We start from the raw sequence: 15353 nt of genomic DNA, 5'->3' as shown, positions 1-15353 counted from the left end.
GCGGCTTCACTCGTACGCGTTCGATGGTGCCGGGCGCGTCGGGACCGGGGTGATTCGCACATCGGTCGCGATACCGAGCTGTCCCAGCGTGAGCGGCATCATGCAGTCGCGTACGGGATGGGTGAAGATCGGGTCGAGGTTCGGGTCGGTGCGTATCGTCGCGGATTTGAAGTAAGGACCGAAGGGTTGTCCGCCGGACACGCTCACGCCGAAGCAGTCGACCTCGAGAATGTAGGTGCCCTCGGCGCAGTGTGCGGAGGCTCCGCTCCACCACCGATCGAGTGTGCAGCCTTGCGGGTCGGCGAGTGCCGAGGCCGCCACGACCGTGGTCGTGGTTGCGGCGGTCGCGATCAGGATTGCCGTCGCGACCATGCGGCGAACAACTGTCATATGATCTCTCCGCTCCTCGCCCGGAAGTACTTCTCGGCCACAGACGCTAGTGCGTGGCGCGGTTCGACCGGCGAAAGACACGAGCGTTGCGACGACTCGAAGGTGATCGCGGTCCGGTCTTCCACCGAGGCGGAGGTCGCTCGTGCTGGTGCGGATCGGTTTTCGATACTTCTGATTAGCGGCCGGGAATTCGGTTATGCCGCTTCGGAGACAACGATGGAGAGGACCAATGCCCTTCAGCCCGAAGCACGTCATAGCCGCCCTTGCCATTTTGGCAGCCACCTCCGGCACCACCGTCGCCACCGCCCAGCCGCCTGCCAATGAGCCCACCGCCGAGGCGGACGTGACCCAAGCGGTCCGTGACCACACCCGGCACATCGGTGAACGCTTACCGGTGTTCGGACACGTCTATTCCGATCTCCCCGCATGGCCGCTGGCCTTCGTCACCGCCGACCCCCAGGAGTTCTACGATCTGCACGGTGTGCGCGTGGAACTGACCGGCCAGGGCGCCCAGACGCTCGCCACCGGCGACATCTTCACCGGGACGATGACCATCACCGGTCGCACCGGCGTGACGGATCCCGTTGTCTCCCTGGACGATGTACATGTCATCGACCATCGCCCGGCAGGCTGGGGCTGAGGACGACACCCGCACCGAATGAGACCGGTTGTCGCGCACAGCGATAGCGTTCTGCTCGCGGCGAATCAGGTCAAAATGACGAGCCGGTGCCGCCGAACGGCCACGGTGGGATCGGGCTGTCGTCGATCACCACATTGTCGTACCTGATCCCGAAGACCGGGTTGGGCCTGCTGCACGATCCCGTGATGTCATCCGAACAGGGTTCGCTGCGACTACCGCACCCACCGTTCACGCTCGTCGTCCGATGCGCGGGAAGGTAGGCCCGAACCACACGCTCCGCTCCAAAACCACAGTTGGAGACCACATCTACGCGATAGGTGTCATCGGTCTCATTGCGGCACCAGAAGTCGGTGCACGACACCCAGGGCGCCAATACGACTGTCGCCGCGGTGGCGGGCGGCGTGGAAAGAACGAGAGTCACGCTGAACAGCGAACTGGCAACGCCCAGTGCGGCTTTCCATCGGCGGTGCATATCACTCACTCCACGGTGTGCATCCGAACTCAGGATCGAATCTACCCCGCGTTCGAACCGGCTCTGCGGTCCTAGACCGGCCCCAATTCTGCAGGCTTGCACCAGATTTCAATCCATGGTCGGCAGCGCCCGCCAAACTGATATGAAACATCACCAAGCATTTGCTAGTTCAGTTTGAATGGCGCCTGAAATCTCGCTCGCACCCCAAGCTTTGACCGAGCCTGATGACTCGTTCATGCCGCTCACCTGTGGCGCAACTGCGAAAACAGCTTTCGCTGAAGATCTTTCGGAACTAGATTGCTAAAACATGGCTGAACAGCCGGAAAAGTTGACGAAGAACCCCCACGACGCCTACTTCCGACACGTGATGTCCGAAGCGTCCGCGGCCGAGGGTGAACTGCGGGCAGTGCTGCCGGAATCGGTTGCCGCAGAGATGGACTGGGATGCCATGGAACTGCAGTCGTGCAGTTTCGTGCCGAAGGAGCTGCAGTCCCGATATAGCGATGTCCTGTACCAGACCCGCTGGAAGGGCCGCGAGGCATTCGTGTTCGTGCTGATGGAGCACCAGAGCAGCTCGGACAATCTAATGGCGTTCCGGATGCTCGAATACATGGTCGCGATCTGGAACCGCTACCTGCGCAAGACCCCGGGCGCCCGACGCCTGCCGGTAGTGATTCCGGTAGTGGTCCATTGCGATCCGCAAGGACGACGCTGGAGCGCACCCACCGAACTGTCCGACCTCCTCGATATCGATCCCGGAGCACGTGCGGCACTGGGTGACTGCCTACCGCGACTGCGATTCCTGCTCGATGACTTGGGCGCCACCGATGTGGCAGCACTGCGCGCACGGCAATTGACCGAAGTCACCAAGGTCCTGCTTGTCACGCTGAAGATCGCCCCCGGAAATCCCCGCCTGGGCCAGGATCTACTGCCACTAACGCGTGAGCTACGGGTGCTGATCGAGCACTACCCACGCGAATTCGACCAGGTGGTGGCGTATCTTTGGGATGTCGGCCAGACCGACTTGGCCGGGTTTGCACCGTTGATCGACCAGCTCGGTCCACGAGCGAAGGAGATGATGATGACCGCCGCCGAACAGTTCCGCACCGAAGGCCGCCTCGAAGGACGCGCCGATAGTCTGCGCGATCAATTGACAATCAAGTTCGGGGCGGTGCCGGATCGAATCGTCAGTCTCTTGCGTGTGGCTGACGTGTCGCAGCTACGGAACTGGAACGCGCGCGTGCTTACGGCGAATACGCTCGACGAGGTCTTCGCGGAGTAGCACCTTGCAGTTCCACCGGGCCGACGCAGAGCATTAACGATATCGATCAAGCGTTGGGTTACCTCTTTGATCGACCCGCTCGGTCTGCGAGCGAAGGAGATGCCAATGACCGCTGCCGACCAGCTTCGCGCGGAAGGGCGGGCGGAAGGGCGCCGCGAAGGGCACGCTGAAGGTCTGCTCGACCTGTTGGCGGCCAAGTTCGGGGAGGTGCCTGAGCGGATTGACGTTTTCGTTCGTGGGGCCGACGTTGCGCGGTTGCGGATGTGGAATGCGCGGGTGCTCGCTGCCGAGACGCTCGACGAGGTTTTCGCCGAATAGCGGCGCGCAACGGTGTGATGTCACGAAAAAGTCGGGGCATCGGTCCGGGCTGAGTGAATCCTGCCGCTGTTCACCCGACTTACGCTTGCGATCGAAATGCGTTGCTGGGCAGAGGTTCCCGTGAGAGACGTCCTCGTGCCGTGTAGAGGAACGAGGTAGCGGCGTATCCACTGTCGTGTTGATCATCGTGACCTCTGTCGTGGACATCGTCTGAGAATCTGTCGTGCCGGGATGGGTGGCGTTGGTACCGGGGGAGTATGGGGAAACCGGGGTTCGGATCGGGGAATCCCCTGATGCGAGGCGGCCGCATCGTGGGCACGATGGTGTGAAAGCTGTTCGAGCGCCTCGCATTACCTTGCCGGGCGTCTCGGCATGAGGAGGAATGATGACCGCCGGTGGGTATTACGGACAGGATGCTGGGCTGACGGTGGGTGGGGTTCCGGCTGGAATCGGTGGTCGCGCCGCGGCCCGGTTCATCGACTGGATCATCGCGGGCATTGTCGGGGCGATTCTGTTCTGGCTGATGAGCAAGGTGCCGGGAGTGCCGGGGTGGGTCGATGTCCTGCCCGGCGCCGGATTCGGGTTCCTCTACTTCGTGTTCTTCGAGGTGACGAGCGGTGCGACGCCGGGCAAGCGGCTGCTCGGCCTGCATGTCAATGGAGCCGGTAGCTCGGCTCGGCCGAGTGTTGCCGAATCGGCGAAGCGCAACGCCTACATGCTGTTGAACCTGATCCCGTGGATCGGCGGACTGCTGTGGTTCTGCTCGGCGATCGCCATCGCCGTCACGGTCGGCTCGAGCCCGACCAAGCAGGGCTGGCACGACAACTTCGCAGGTGGCACGCAGGTGGTCAAGTCCTGATGTTCGGATCGGCCGGATCACGGTTATCCGGCCGAGACCGAAAGGTCACGAATCGGGCGCGGGGGAGTGGCCATCCATTGAATACTCGCCCCGCCCATTGCTGAGAAGTTGCGGCAAGGCGTAGTTTCAGATTCCGTCGATCGCGATAGCGGTATTGCGAGCACCACGTCTTCGCCATTGCGGCGCGAACGCGACGGGGATCAGGGTCGGGGACCCGCCTGTGGAGGATCGACATGAGTCAATATCCGCGTCCGACAACAGAATTGACCATCCCGCGGTCTCGTGTGGAGACCCGCTTCGGCCGGGTCCTGGTCGTCGAAACGAACCCGGCGATGGCCGAACTCGCGGTCCTGGTCCTCACCAAAGCCGGTCACGAGGCATTCGCCACCGCCACCGCCCACGACGCGCTCACCGTATCCCAGCAATGGCATCCGGACCTGGTGCTCCTCGAGCTGTCCCTGCCCGATTTCTCCGGCGCCAACCTCTGCCGGCAACTGCGCCGGCAAGCCGAGGTCCAAGTCATCGCCTCCTCACTGGACAGCGATCCGGACGAAATCAGCGCCATCTACGCCGCCGGCGCCTGCGCCTACCTCCCCAAACCCTTCCGGGTCAGCGCCCTCCTGGACCGCATCCACACCTGTCTCGGCCCAACCGCGCATTCGTGACCTCGGGAAACCGAATCGCACCGGCGATCCCGGTGCATCCTCAGCCTGCTTCCCGCGTCCGTACCCTGGCCTCGGCATAGGCCAGCAGCGTGGACTCTCCCACCGTCGGTGTCGCTTCGAAGAACTCGACGCTGACCCCTTGAGCAGCCAGCAGTTCGTCGGTCCACAGCGCGCGAATGCCCTGATCCACGCCACTCAAATAGAGTCGGCCCGCGCTCGCGTCCAAACGGTGCGCGTAATCCGCGACCACGGTCAGGAACGTTGCGCTGGCGGTGGTGCGGCCGCGCAACCGCAGAATCACCGCCGGCGCGTGCGCGCCCGCGGGGTCGGGCAGTCGAGCCTGCAGGGTGCGCGCGCCCGCGTAGAACAAGCTCCCGTACACGTCCAGGATCACGATCTCGTTGTCGGACAAGCGTTTCGGTGGCAGTTCCTCCACCAGCCGATCACCGTCCACCCGCAGTCGCACCACCTTCAGATCCATTGCCTCCTGATTGAGCTGCAACAGCAGCGACAGGGCTACCCCGACGCCCACGGCCGCCGTCACCGGCAAGAGCAACGTGGCCAGGAAGGTCACGGCCAACGCGATACGCGAGGTGAAACCGCTGCTCCAGATCGCCGAAACCCGGGTGGGATCCAGCGAACCGATCGCGGCGACGATCAAGACCGCGGCCAGGGTCGGCATCGGGACCCGGCCGACGACACCGGCGAACGCGACCAGAATGGCGAGAATCCACACCCCCGACCAGATCGCCGCCCAGCGGGTGCGCGCCCCGGCGGCACTGTTGAGCGCGGTCTGGCCGACCGATCCGCCCACCGGCATACCCCGGAACAACGCGGCGGCCACATTGCCCACCCCCTGCGCGGTGAAGTCCCGATTCGCTTGTGAGCGGCGGCCATTCGGGTTCGGCGCGGCGTCGGCGACCCCCGCGCCCTGCACGAGCACGATCACCGCGACCGCCGCCGCGCCACCGATCAACGAGGGGCTGATCGCGGTGATATCCGGTAGGTGCGGCAGCGGGAACCCCGACGGGATGGCGCCCGCGTCGGAGACCCGGCGCACCGAATCCCATCCGGCCGCCAGCACCAGCAACGTCGGCACCACGAGTGCGCCCAGCGAGGCGATCAGCCGCAGCCGAGTGCGTGCGAATCCGACCAGCACCGCGATCGCCAGCGTTCCGGTCACCAGCGACGGCACATCGATCTCACCCGGATGGGTCACCACGAACACCGCTTTGGCTGCCGCGACATCACCGCGGGCCGATACACCGGTCAGATCGGGCAACTGACCGAAGACGATATTGGCCGCGATGCCCAGCAGGAACCCGGTCATCACCGAATGCGATACGAAGCGGGTGTAGCGGCCCAGCCGCAGCGCCGCGGCGGCGATCATCACCACCCCGGCGATCAGGGTCAACAGCACCAGCGCCGAGGCCCGGTCCTCGGCCGCGACATCGGACAGCGCCGATCCCGCGGCGAGCGCCGACGCGCTGGTCGTGCTGATGACCATCAACTGTGTGCTGGTCGCCAAGCCACCGAACAGCGGTCCCGCCATGCTCGCGTACAGCCCCGCCACCGGGCTGACCCCGGCAAGCACCCCCGCCGCCATACCGTCGGGCACGCTCCCGACGGCCCCCGGCAACCCGGCCACGACATCGGCCCTGGTCATCCGGTCCTGCGGCAGTGCCGCCCGCAACCGCCGCGAAAGTCCTTCCATGTGAAGCGATCCTCGCGCACCACCGCGGTCGCCGACCTCACCCGAATCGGATGAGGCACGATCGCGCGCACTGCCCCAGCATGAGCCGCATGCCGGAATCGCCAACGCAACTCGGCCCCGTGGAACTGGTCGTGCTCACGTTCCCGCACGCCGAAATCGCCCCCAGTATCGGCACCGCGCTGGCCGCGGCCACCGATGCCGGTTATGCCACCGTCCTGGATCTGGTCTATCTGGCCAAGGACGCCGACGGACAACTCACGCTACGCGAGTTCGCCGAGCCGCTCGACGACCTCGGCCTGGGCCGACTCACCGCGACGCGCGAATTGATCAGCAACGAGGACCTGGAAGTTGTCAGTGGCGCGATGCGCCCGGGCACCTCCGCCGTCGTGGTGGTCTACGAGCAAACCTGGGCCCGCGCGCTGGGTGAGGCGGTCCGCGCCGACGGCGGCGAGGTCGAACTCCATCTCCAGGTGCCGCGCGATGTACTCGCGGCGTCGCTGGCGGAAATCTGAGAAAGGTTGCCGGGCATGGCATTCGGACGAGGAACTGTCGGGCGGCCCGGACTAGCGGGGACCGTCGCGCGCACCGCGGTGCTCGCGGGTACCGCCAACGAAGTCAACCGGCGCGCCGAACAACGCGCGGCGCTCACCGACACCGAGGTCGCCGCCGCCAAGGCTCGCCTACTGGGCTGACGGCTGCCCATCAGACGGTCATCCGGATATGAGCACAGGGGAGGAAACCATGACCAGCACAAACCAGGTTCCAGCATCCGAACCCAGCGACCTGACGGTGCGGCGTCTGGAACAGGCCGCGGCAACGCTGCCGATGTCGGATACGAATGACTTCACCGACGCCGATCGCGGCTTCGTCGCCGAACTGAAACCCGGTGTGGTCGAGGACGCCGACGGAAATGTGGTGTGGGACAACGACTCCTTCGGCTACATCCAGGGCAGCTGCCCGAACTCGGTGAACCCGAGTCTGTGGCGGCAGGCGCAGTTGATGATCAAGCAGGGCCTCTACGAGGTCGCGCCCGGCTTCTATCAGATCCGCGGCCTGGATCTGTCGAATATGACGCTGATCGAAGGCGAGACCGGGGTCATCGTCATCGATCCGCTGATCTCCACCGAAACCGCGAAAGCGGGCCTCGAGCTGTACCGCGCGCATCGCGGCGACCGCCCGGTGACCGGGCTGATCTACACCCATTCCCACGTCGACCACTTCGGCGGGGCGATGGGCGTCACCACCGCCGAAGATGTTGCGGCGGGCAAGGTTCCGCTACTGGCCCCGGCAGGATTCGTCGAACACGCGGTCAGCGAGAACGTCTACGCCGGCACCGCCATGGGCCGCCGTGCGGGCTATATGTACGGCGCCGCGTTGCCGCGCGATCCGAAGGGCCAGATCAGCGCGGGCCTGGGCATGACCACCTCGACCGGCACCGTCACCCTCATCCCGCCGACCAAGGACATCACCGAGACCGGTCAGGAGGAGGTCGTCGACGGGGTCCGCATCGTGTTCCAGATGACCCCCGGCACCGAAGCGCCGTCGGAGATGAACTTCTATTTCCCCGACCACCGCGCCCTGTGCATGGCCGAGAACGCCACCCACACCCTGCACAACATCCTCACCCTGCGCGGCGCGGTGGTGCACGACGCACACGTCTGGTCGCAATACCTGACCGAGGCCATCGTGCTGTTCGGGGCCAAGACCGATGTCGCCTTCGCCTCGCATCACTGGCCCATGTGGGGCACCGACAAGGTCACCGAATGGCTTGCCGGACAACGCGATACCTACGCCTACCTGCACGATCAAACACTCCGTCTGCTCAATCAGGGCTATACCGGCATCGAGATCGCCGAGATGATCCAGATGCCGCCAGCTTTGGAGGGCAGCTGGCATACCCACGGCTACTACGGATCGGTGAGCCACGATGTGAAAGCCATCTACCAGCGCTATATGGGCTGGTTCGACGGCAACCCCGCGCACCTGTGGGAGCATCCCCCGGTCGAATCCGCCAAGCGTCATGTCGCCGTGATCGGTGGTGCCGACGCCGCGGTCGCGGCCGCGCGCAAAGCCTACGATGACGGCGACTACCGCTGGGTGGTGCAGCTGCTCAACTACGTCATCTTCGCCGACCCGACCCATGCCGCCGCGAAAGCGTTGCAGGCCAACGCCTTCGACCAACTCGGTTACGGAGCCGAGAACGGCACCTGGCGCAACTTCTTCCTCTCCGGCGCCTACGAATTGCGCAACGGCAACTTCGGCACGCCCACCCAGACCGCGTCACCGTCGATCATGGCGGCGCTGACCGTCGACCAGGTCTTCGAATCAGCGTCCTTCCTCGTCAACGGGCCCAAGGCGTGGGATCTGCACCTGATCAACGACTGGACCATCACCGACGAGAACACCACCTACCGCACCGAATTGCGCAATGGAGCCTTGATTCACCATGTGGTCCCGGCGGATTTCACCGGGCCCGACCCGGATGCCACCTTCACACTGACCCGGCACGACCTGATCGCCACCATCGCCGGCGGAGTCGATATCGCCGACGCCATCGCCGACGGCCGGGTCCAGGTCTCCGGTGACCCGGCCAAACTACGCCAACTGATCGCTGTCCTGGACACACCGGACCCGGACTTCAATATCGTCACGCCCTAGTGCCGCAGCGGATCTAGCCTGCGGGCCAGCCGCCGTTCGACCGACTCTTGTCGGTGTCGGCGGCAGGCCCATGCTCGATACCGAGCTTCTCGGCGAACAGGCGACGCTGGGTGATCCAGCCGATCACGGACAGGCCGATCCATGCCAGGGTCGCGGTGACCTGTTGCAGCCCCGGATCCGGATGGCGCAGGAAGGCAAGGGAATCGGTCATCCGGCCGAGTCCGCTGAGCACCATGCTGGCGCCGCCGATGGAGGTCAGCCACAGCAGCGCGCGGGCACGGAACTTCTCGGCGAGGAACGCACCCGCCACGCAGACCGCGAGCGCCACGATCATGCTCAAGGCCCAGTTCTTATCACCGGGCTGCAGCACGGTGGCCAGTTTGGTGCCGATCATCGCGCCGGTGAGACCGCCGATGAAGTAGGACGCGAACCGGAACACCAGCGAGGTCACCACCCAGGACGACACCGCGCCGATCAGGCCGATCAGGATCAGCCACCAGAACGTCGCGTCGAACAGGTCGGCGATCATCCAGCCGAGTCCGAACCCGATCGCGAGGATCCCCAGGTGCACCGACCGGATCCCATAGAAGCACAGCAGCGCCCCGACCAGTACGACCACGATTCCGTTCACGACACTCCTCTCACCGCCCGAGCTACAACAGCTCAGGGATCGGCGAACACGGACTGATCGACGCTATGTAGCTGTGGCAGACGGCGGGTCACCCGCTTCGGGTGAAATCGACAAGGACGTAATTCGTAGCGTTAATAGCGTCAATCGCGAACGTAATCAACGAAACGAAATGAGATAATCTGGCCGCCGATAAGTGAACCTTATCGGCGGTTAGATATCTCGAAGAATCCGCATCGTCCAATGTGAGACCCGTCGTCAATTGTCAGCAGCCGCACCTGGGGCAGTGTTCGCTCTCAGCACCGGTCGAGGTCGGCGACCGTGATCGCGGCGTAGCGAGACCTGGGGACCTTTACGTCACGTGACTGATATCGCGCCTGTCGCGCTCAGGCACTGGACCACGCGCGCGCCGACCACGCCGAACGGTGGCGCGCCGCACAGTGCAACAGATGCTGCCGCGCATCCAATCAGATCGCACGCTGGGTGAGGCCGCTGTCCTTGCTGCGGCGAAGTGGTCCGGTGACGACCGGAATCCCACGGCCATGCGGTAGTCGCATCAATTGCTGTGCGGTCGTTGACATGTCGGGTGATCTTCACGAGAGGGGACAGTGATCGGTGTCCCTCCGGGTAGCCTGCACGGATGCGCCGATCGCTGCCACTGTGGTCAATTCTGAACGCGATATTGATCGCGGTGCTGGCCGTCGCCGGAATGGCCGTTCCTGCCGCGGCGGAACCCTCACCGTCTCGACTGTGGAGCGTGCCGCTCTCAGGTGTTTTGCGGGTGTGCACGACAGGTGACTACCCGCCCTTTACCGTGCGCGATGCGGGCGGCAATTATCGTGGGGTCGATATCAGCCTTGCCACGGAGTTGGCGACGATGCTGCACGCGGTGCCACAGTGGGTGCCCACGACCTGGACGACCCTGACCCAGGATTTCCTCGCGCACTGTGATATTGCGGTCGGCGGAATCTCCGACACTGCCAGCCGCCGCGCAGTGGCCGATGTTTCGGTCGCGACCGTCACCGACGGCAAGACGCCGGTCACTCGCCGTAGCAGTGGCGATGCCTACAGCAGCATCGACGAGATTGATCGGCCCGAGGTGCGCGTCGTTGTCAATCCCGGTGGCACCAACGAGAATTTCGCGCGCACACACTTCCCGCAAGCGCAGATCATGGTGTGGCCGGACAACCTGACCATCTACGACCAACTCAGTCACGGCAAGGCCGATGTATTCGTCACCGATTCCATCGAGGGCCTCTACCGCCAGCGCGAATACCCCGACTTGCAGGTGCTGCATCCCGATAAGCCCTTTGACTCGGCGGCGAAAGTCTATTTGCTGCCACGGGGTGACACGGCCTTCAACGGTGTGGTGAATGCGTGGCTGCAGGTACAGATCAGCAACGGCAGAACCACCGCGCTGCTCGGAGACTGGCTCAGCTGAGCTGACCGATCGCTGCGAGTGACCGGAGGTATGTGATGGGCGCCCTGACCCAAGAAGCGATGCGTGCAGCCCGCGTGCTGTTGACCCCGGAACAGCGCGAAGCACGCCGTCGTGAAGCCGAGAAGCTGGGCATCAAGATCCGCCGTCGCGGTACCACCGACGGTAAAGAAGACAAGTAATCTTCGTGCCCGGCGTCTCTCTGCGGCACGACCGGCGGCCGAGATTCACGCCGTGGGCGCGCCACCTGCCGCGCGGCGGAACCTGTTCGCGAGGCGGTCGAATGCCACCGCGAGCGCGTCTCCGTCGATTACCTCGATGTCGACGTTGAGTTGGGCCAATGACAGGGCGAGCTGGTCCGCGTCGTTGGAACCCACCTCGAGACGGCATGTGGACTCGTCGACCACCTCGATATCGACCGGGACGGGGATCTTTGCGGCGATCTGGCCGGCGGGAGCGTGCACGAGTACCTGGGCGCGGTAGGCCCAGGCCGCTCTGCTGACGCGTCCGACGACGTAGTCGACGACATCGTCCGCCGGGATCACGCGCGGTGAGTACCGCGCGCCCGTCGGTGTGGGCGAACCCATGCGGTCGACGCGAAAGACTCGCCAGTCGTCGCGGTCGATATCCCACGCGAGGAGGTACCACAGCGGCCCCCAGGTCACCAGCCGGTGCGGTTCGATATGCCGGGGTCCTGTCGTGGCTCCGGGTTTCGTGTATCCGAACCGAAGCCGTTCATGGCTTCGGATCGCGGCGGCGACCGTACCGAGTACCGAGAGATCGAGCGGCGGCTGCGTTCCTGGAACGACGCTCGTCGCCTCGCGGACCGCCTCCACGCGCCGACGCAGGCGTGAGGGCAGTACCTGCTCCAGTTTCGCGAGTGCGGTGAGCGATGTTTCTTCGATTCCGAGCCGTTGGGTCGCGACCGCTCCCAGTCCGACCGCGACGGCGACGGCCTCGTCGTCGTCGAGCAGCAGTGGGGGCATCGCCGTCCCGGCGGCCAACCGGTACCCGCCCGCGACGCCGGGACGCGCGTTCACGGGATAGCCGAGTGACCGCAGCTTTCCGATATCGGCGCGCACGGTCCGCGTGCTCACCCCGAGCCGGTCTGCGAGCTCGGAGCTCGTCCAGTCGCGCTTGAGCTGGAGCAACGACAGCAGTTCGAGCAGGCGTGCCGAGGTCTCCAACATGTTTTCGATCATTGCAGCAATTGCGGAAGCTAGCCTGCCGCATTACCCGGGAAGGTGGGTGTCATGAACAAGGACAACGCACTCACCCCGTTCCGCATCGACATCCCGCAGGTCGATGTCGACGACCTGCGCACCCGGCTGGCACATACGCGCTGGCCGCACCCCGTGCCGGGCCGAGAGGATCGCACCGACTTCAGCCGAGGCATCCCGGCGGCGTACCTGAAGGAGCTTGCCGAGTACTGGCGCGACGAGTTCGACTGGCGCGTACAGGAGGCGAAACTCAATGAGTACCAACAGTTCACGACGGTCGTCGACGGCCAGCGGTTCCACCTCCTGCACGCGCGATCGGCGAATCCCGAGGCCATCCCGCTGCTGCTGAACCACGGCTGGCCGGGCTCGTTCATCGAGTACCAGCGGCTCATCCCGTTGCTGGCCGACGAGTTCCACGTCGTCATCGCGTCGCCGCCCGGCTTCGGGTTCTCCACCCCGCTGTCCGGGACCGGCTGGGAGCTGGCGCGTACAACCGATGCCTTTGCCGAGATCATGACGCGGCTGGGCTATGAGAGGTTCGCGGCCCACGGCACCGACATGGGTTCAGGTATCACCGGTCGCCTGGCGGCGCTCTACCCCGAGCGGGTCATCGGCACGCATATCGGCGCCGACCCCCGGTTGCTCGGGTTGGTCGGCGTTAAGTTCCCGCTCCCGGACGGTCTGTCTGATGACGAGATCGCCGAGCTCGAGGCGGTGCGCATCGCGGATGCGGCCGATCACGGATATCTGTTGATGCAGAACCACCGTCCCGACACGATCGGCGCGGCGCTCGCGGACTCTCCGGTCGGTCAGCTCGCGTGGATCGCCGAGAAATTCAAGACCAGGCCCATCGGCGACCACCGGATGCCGCACGAGTCGGTCGACCGCGACCAGCTCCTCACCAATGTCACCCTCTACTGGTTCACCCGCAGCGGCGAGTCGAGCGCGCAGTTCTACTACGAGGCCGAACACTCCGAACTCGATTTCGTCATGGCTTCCGGTGTTCCGTCCGGATGGGCGGTGTTCGACGCCCACCCGCTCATCCGCCGCACGATGGACCCGTGGAAGGCGGTCGGCCACTGGAGCGAGTTCACCGAGGGCGGCCACTTCCCCGCAATGGAGGAGACCGAACTGCTCGCGCACGACATACGCACCTTCTTCCGCGGCATTTCCTGACCCCGCGATGGCTAGGGGCAGATCACCGAGCCCGTAAGCACGTCGTCGCATCGGTCAGGATGTGGGTATGGAACACGCGCAAACGCACGCGGATCGGATCGCCGGGATCCTGACCGACCTCGGCCGACTGCGAGCGGCCGATCTGAAGACCACTGTCGTCTCGCTCGGTGATCGCGAGGTCACCGGCTACAAATGCCGCATCCACGGGGCAGCCGTACACCGCTACGAGTTCGCTGCTCGCGCGAACCCCGATGCACTCGCGGCATTCGAGCATCGACTTGGTGTCGGACTTCCCGCCGACTACCGCGCGTGGATTACCTCGGTGAGCGATGGCGGAGCCGGACCGATGCTCGGGCTGTTCCCGCTGGAACAGGAGGCGGAAGACGCGGAGATCGACTACGCCGCGGACTTCCCCTTCACCGCCGAGCGACCCTGCCCGCCTGCCGACGAGGACTCCGAGTCCCAGTGGTCGGAGAACATCGGAATGATCCACCGCGGTGCCACCTTCCTCGCGAACGAAGGATGCGGCATGTACAACCTGCTGGTCCTGCGCGGCCCGGCCGCGGGGCAGGTGTGGTGGCACAGCTACGAGCACGCCGCCTCGCTACCGTTGCTGCACCCCGACACCCGCGAGCCGCTGACGTTCCTGGACTGGTACGAGCTCTGGCTCGCACGGGCCCTCGATCCGGACGTGGATCAGATAGGGAGCTTTGCCGAGTTCGCTGACCACGCCTGAAGGTGAGCTGGACCCCGCCGCCCGTCCGGTCGCGCAACCCAAACATGGTCCTGCGCAGCCTGACTGACGGGCATCCAGTCGCGTATCACTCAGGGCTCGAGAGCGAGACGGATACCGAAACCGACAAGGGCCACTCCCGCGATGGCGTCGAGGCGGCGGCGAATGCGGTCCGAACGCATCCAGTCTCCGATCGCATTCGCTCCCATCACCAGTGCCGCGCAATACACGGCAGTGAGTGCGACGTAAATGCCGCCCAAACCCACAGTCGTCCACCCCACCGAATACCCATCGGGCACGAATCCGGGCAGAAGGCTGACGAACAGGATGCCGATTTTCGGATTGAGCAGATCGGTGAGCAGACCGGCGCCGAAGCTGCCCAGCCGATCCAAGGGCGACACAGGCGACGAATGGGCCGCGGAGTCGACAACGGCCGGGCGGCGCAATGCCCGCAGGGATTGAACACCCAGCCAGAGCAGATAGCAGGCTCCGACAATCTTGAGAATCTCGTATCCGAGCTGGCTGGCCTGCAGCAGCGCAGCCAGCCCCAAGGCTGCCGCGCCCACCCACACCATGAGCCCACACAGCACACCTATCGATGTGCGTATGCCCGCGCCCCGTCCACCCCGAACCAGGCTCCGGACCACGACCAGGGTGTCAGGTCCCGGCAAGACGACCAACACCACCGACGCGACCGTGAACGAGACAATTGCAGCCAACACCCGGCCATCGTAGGCAACCCGCACCGGACCTGTCGTAGGTCTATGGGTCCGGGACTATGCGATACGAGAAATCAGAGAGCCCGGCGTCGGCGTTCGATGTGGGCGAGCATGTCTTCCAAGCTGCCGCCCTCGGGATTGCCGCCCTGCTCGAGGATTCGCGCGGCCTTGTCCAGAAGGCGCTGATATGAACCCGGGTCGCGCATCTCCGTCACCGCGGTGTGCTGCCACTTGTTCAGCAGCTCGTGAATGCCGGCCAGGGTGTGGGAGGTCTTGGCTTCTTCCAGCGTCGCCTCCCACTCGCCGTCGAACTCCGCACGTAGCAGTGGCGATAGCGCCGCGCGCAGAGCTTCGGGCTCTGCAGCGGGCACCGACTGATGCGATGGATCGTGGTGCGAAGCGGCCATGTACGCACGGTAGCCGGTGTGACCGACAGAGCTC

19 protein-coding genes are annotated in these 15353 nt (G+C 65.0%); 12 read left to right on the top strand and 7 right to left on the bottom strand.

Features of this window, described 5'->3' with window-relative positions; all coding sequences use genetic code 11:
* Window positions 1-6 precede the first annotated feature (6 nt).
* Window positions 7-390, bottom strand: coding sequence for a hypothetical protein (locus tag ACFC0O_RS17465; protein WP_375958907.1), 384 nt, complete (start codon window positions 388-390; stop codon window positions 7-9).
* A 229-nt stretch (window positions 391-619) separates the two neighbouring features.
* On the opposite strand from ACFC0O_RS17465, the gene ACFC0O_RS17460 reads away from it, so the two are divergent.
* The gene (locus ACFC0O_RS17460) at window positions 620-1030 is read left to right on the top strand and encodes a hypothetical protein (RefSeq protein WP_364650792.1); all 411 of its coding nucleotides are present in this window, start codon (window positions 620-622) and stop codon (window positions 1028-1030) included.
* A 70-nt stretch (window positions 1031-1100) separates the two neighbouring features.
* Here ACFC0O_RS17460 and ACFC0O_RS17455 read toward each other — a convergent pair whose 3' ends face one another.
* Entirely contained in the window at window positions 1101-1451 is a 351-nt protein-coding gene (locus ACFC0O_RS17455) for a hypothetical protein (RefSeq protein WP_375958905.1), read from the bottom strand.
* 358 nt (window positions 1452-1809) lie between these two features.
* Between ACFC0O_RS17455 and ACFC0O_RS17450 the strand changes: the two genes are divergently transcribed.
* From ACFC0O_RS17450 to ACFC0O_RS17435, 4 genes are all read left to right on the top strand, one after another.
* A complete protein-coding gene (locus ACFC0O_RS17450) occupies window positions 1810-2784 on the top strand; it encodes an Rpn family recombination-promoting nuclease/putative transposase (protein WP_375958903.1) in 975 nt (324 codons plus the stop codon).
* 105 nt (window positions 2785-2889) lie between these two features.
* Window positions 2890-3102: a hypothetical protein gene (locus tag ACFC0O_RS17445; RefSeq protein WP_375958901.1), complete on the top strand. Its 213-nt coding sequence runs from the start codon at window positions 2890-2892 to the stop codon at window positions 3100-3102.
* 385 nt (window positions 3103-3487) lie between these two features.
* Window positions 3488-3961 carry an RDD family protein gene (locus ACFC0O_RS17440; RefSeq protein ID WP_375958899.1) on the top strand — a complete coding sequence of 158 codons (474 nt, stop codon included), beginning with the start codon at window positions 3488-3490 and terminating at the stop codon, window positions 3959-3961.
* A gap of 233 nt (window positions 3962-4194) precedes the next feature.
* The gene (locus ACFC0O_RS17435; protein ID WP_375958897.1) at window positions 4195-4626 is read left to right on the top strand and encodes a response regulator transcription factor; all 432 of its coding nucleotides are present in this window, start codon (window positions 4195-4197) and stop codon (window positions 4624-4626) included.
* 40 nt (window positions 4627-4666) lie between these two features.
* On the opposite strand, the gene ACFC0O_RS17430 is transcribed toward ACFC0O_RS17435, so the two are convergent.
* Window positions 4667-6340: a SulP family inorganic anion transporter gene (locus ACFC0O_RS17430; RefSeq protein ID WP_375958895.1), complete on the bottom strand. Its 1674-nt coding sequence runs from the start codon at window positions 6338-6340 to the stop codon at window positions 4667-4669.
* 89 nt (window positions 6341-6429) lie between these two features.
* On the opposite strand from ACFC0O_RS17430, the gene ACFC0O_RS17425 reads away from it, so the two are divergent.
* Genes ACFC0O_RS17425 through ACFC0O_RS17415 form a run of 3 tightly spaced genes read left to right on the top strand, consistent with a single transcriptional unit; the run spans window position 6430 to window position 8998 of the window.
* Window positions 6430-6852, top strand: a complete 423-nt coding sequence (locus tag ACFC0O_RS17425; protein ID WP_375958893.1) for a DUF6325 family protein — start codon at window positions 6430-6432, stop codon at window positions 6850-6852.
* Window positions 6853-6867: 15 nt separating this feature from the next.
* The gene (locus ACFC0O_RS17420) at window positions 6868-7032 is read left to right on the top strand and encodes a hypothetical protein (RefSeq protein WP_375958891.1); all 165 of its coding nucleotides are present in this window, start codon (window positions 6868-6870) and stop codon (window positions 7030-7032) included.
* 49 nt (window positions 7033-7081) lie between these two features.
* Window positions 7082-8998, top strand: a complete 1917-nt coding sequence (locus tag ACFC0O_RS17415; protein ID WP_375958889.1) for an alkyl/aryl-sulfatase — start codon at window positions 7082-7084, stop codon at window positions 8996-8998.
* A 13-nt stretch (window positions 8999-9011) separates the two neighbouring features.
* On the opposite strand, the gene ACFC0O_RS17410 is transcribed toward ACFC0O_RS17415, so the two are convergent.
* A complete protein-coding gene (locus ACFC0O_RS17410) occupies window positions 9012-9629 on the bottom strand; it encodes a DUF4203 domain-containing protein (RefSeq protein WP_375958887.1) in 618 nt (205 codons plus the stop codon).
* 637 nt (window positions 9630-10266) lie between these two features.
* Here ACFC0O_RS17410 and ACFC0O_RS17405 point away from each other — a divergent pair.
* Window positions 10267-11067 (top strand): transporter substrate-binding domain-containing protein, encoded by an 801-nt coding sequence (locus ACFC0O_RS17405; RefSeq protein WP_375958885.1) that lies wholly within the window; start codon window positions 10267-10269, stop codon window positions 11065-11067.
* A gap of 35 nt (window positions 11068-11102) precedes the next feature.
* A complete protein-coding gene (locus tag ACFC0O_RS17400; protein WP_375958883.1) occupies window positions 11103-11246 on the top strand; it encodes a hypothetical protein in 144 nt (47 codons plus the stop codon).
* Between the two features lie 45 nt (window positions 11247-11291).
* Here ACFC0O_RS17400 and ACFC0O_RS17395 read toward each other — a convergent pair whose 3' ends face one another.
* Window positions 11292-12254, bottom strand: coding sequence for a helix-turn-helix transcriptional regulator (locus ACFC0O_RS17395; RefSeq protein WP_375958881.1), 963 nt, complete (start codon window positions 12252-12254; stop codon window positions 11292-11294).
* 63 nt (window positions 12255-12317) lie between these two features.
* Here ACFC0O_RS17395 and ACFC0O_RS17390 point away from each other — a divergent pair, with 63 nt between their 5' ends.
* Window positions 12318-13460, top strand: coding sequence for an epoxide hydrolase family protein (locus tag ACFC0O_RS17390; protein ID WP_375958879.1), 1143 nt, complete (start codon window positions 12318-12320; stop codon window positions 13458-13460).
* 67 nt (window positions 13461-13527) lie between these two features.
* Window positions 13528-14196, top strand: coding sequence for an SMI1/KNR4 family protein (locus ACFC0O_RS17385; RefSeq protein WP_375958877.1), 669 nt, complete (start codon window positions 13528-13530; stop codon window positions 14194-14196).
* A gap of 89 nt (window positions 14197-14285) precedes the next feature.
* On the opposite strand, the gene ACFC0O_RS17380 is transcribed toward ACFC0O_RS17385, so the two are convergent.
* Together ACFC0O_RS17380 and ACFC0O_RS17375 are read right to left on the bottom strand one after the other, a co-directional pair.
* The gene (locus tag ACFC0O_RS17380) at window positions 14286-14915 is read right to left on the bottom strand and encodes a LysE family translocator (RefSeq protein WP_375958875.1); all 630 of its coding nucleotides are present in this window, start codon (window positions 14913-14915) and stop codon (window positions 14286-14288) included.
* Between the two features lie 71 nt (window positions 14916-14986).
* Window positions 14987-15319, bottom strand: a complete 333-nt coding sequence (locus tag ACFC0O_RS17375) for a DUF6247 family protein (RefSeq protein ID WP_375958874.1) — start codon at window positions 15317-15319, stop codon at window positions 14987-14989.
* Window positions 15320-15353 lie beyond the last annotated feature (34 nt).

The organism is Nocardia sp. NPDC056100 (assembly GCF_042266325.1).
In the GTDB taxonomy this organism is placed as follows: domain Bacteria; phylum Actinomycetota; class Actinomycetes; order Mycobacteriales; family Mycobacteriaceae; genus Nocardia.
The sequence above is the reverse complement of the archived record's forward strand: the minus strand, read 5'-3'. Positions and strand labels throughout refer to the sequence as shown.

Bases quoted from the DNA above. Each gene is read 5' to 3' on its own strand.
- ACFC0O_RS17460 (WP_364650792.1), top strand. From the start codon at position 620: ATGCCCTTCAGCCCGAAGCACGTCATAGCCGCCCTTGCCATTTTGGCA.
- ACFC0O_RS17450 (WP_375958903.1), top strand. From the start codon at position 1,810: ATGGCTGAACAGCCGGAAAAGTTGACGAAGAACCCCCACGACGCCTAC.
- ACFC0O_RS17395 (WP_375958881.1), bottom strand. From the start codon at position 12,254: ATGTTGGAGACCTCGGCACGCCTGCTCGAACTGCTGTCGTTGCTCCAG.
- ACFC0O_RS17385 (WP_375958877.1), top strand. From the start codon at position 13,528: ATGGAACACGCGCAAACGCACGCGGATCGGATCGCCGGGATCCTGACC.
- ACFC0O_RS17415 (WP_375958889.1), top strand. From the start codon at position 7,082: ATGACCAGCACAAACCAGGTTCCAGCATCCGAACCCAGCGACCTGACG.
- ACFC0O_RS17400 (WP_375958883.1), top strand. From the start codon at position 11,103: ATGGGCGCCCTGACCCAAGAAGCGATGCGTGCAGCCCGCGTGCTGTTG.
- ACFC0O_RS17390 (WP_375958879.1), top strand. From the start codon at position 12,318: ATGAACAAGGACAACGCACTCACCCCGTTCCGCATCGACATCCCGCAG.
- ACFC0O_RS17445 (WP_375958901.1), top strand. From the start codon at position 2,890: ATGACCGCTGCCGACCAGCTTCGCGCGGAAGGGCGGGCGGAAGGGCGC.
- ACFC0O_RS17430 (WP_375958895.1), bottom strand. From the start codon at position 6,340: ATGGAAGGACTTTCGCGGCGGTTGCGGGCGGCACTGCCGCAGGACCGG.
- ACFC0O_RS17405 (WP_375958885.1), top strand. From the start codon at position 10,267: ATGCGCCGATCGCTGCCACTGTGGTCAATTCTGAACGCGATATTGATC.
- ACFC0O_RS17440 (WP_375958899.1), top strand. From the start codon at position 3,488: ATGACCGCCGGTGGGTATTACGGACAGGATGCTGGGCTGACGGTGGGT.
- ACFC0O_RS17425 (WP_375958893.1), top strand. From the start codon at position 6,430: ATGCCGGAATCGCCAACGCAACTCGGCCCCGTGGAACTGGTCGTGCTC.
- ACFC0O_RS17375 (WP_375958874.1), bottom strand. From the start codon at position 15,319: ATGGCCGCTTCGCACCACGATCCATCGCATCAGTCGGTGCCCGCTGCA.
- ACFC0O_RS17435 (WP_375958897.1), top strand. From the start codon at position 4,195: ATGAGTCAATATCCGCGTCCGACAACAGAATTGACCATCCCGCGGTCT.
- ACFC0O_RS17420 (WP_375958891.1), top strand. From the start codon at position 6,868: ATGGCATTCGGACGAGGAACTGTCGGGCGGCCCGGACTAGCGGGGACC.
- ACFC0O_RS17465 (WP_375958907.1), bottom strand. From the start codon at position 390: ATGACAGTTGTTCGCCGCATGGTCGCGACGGCAATCCTGATCGCGACC.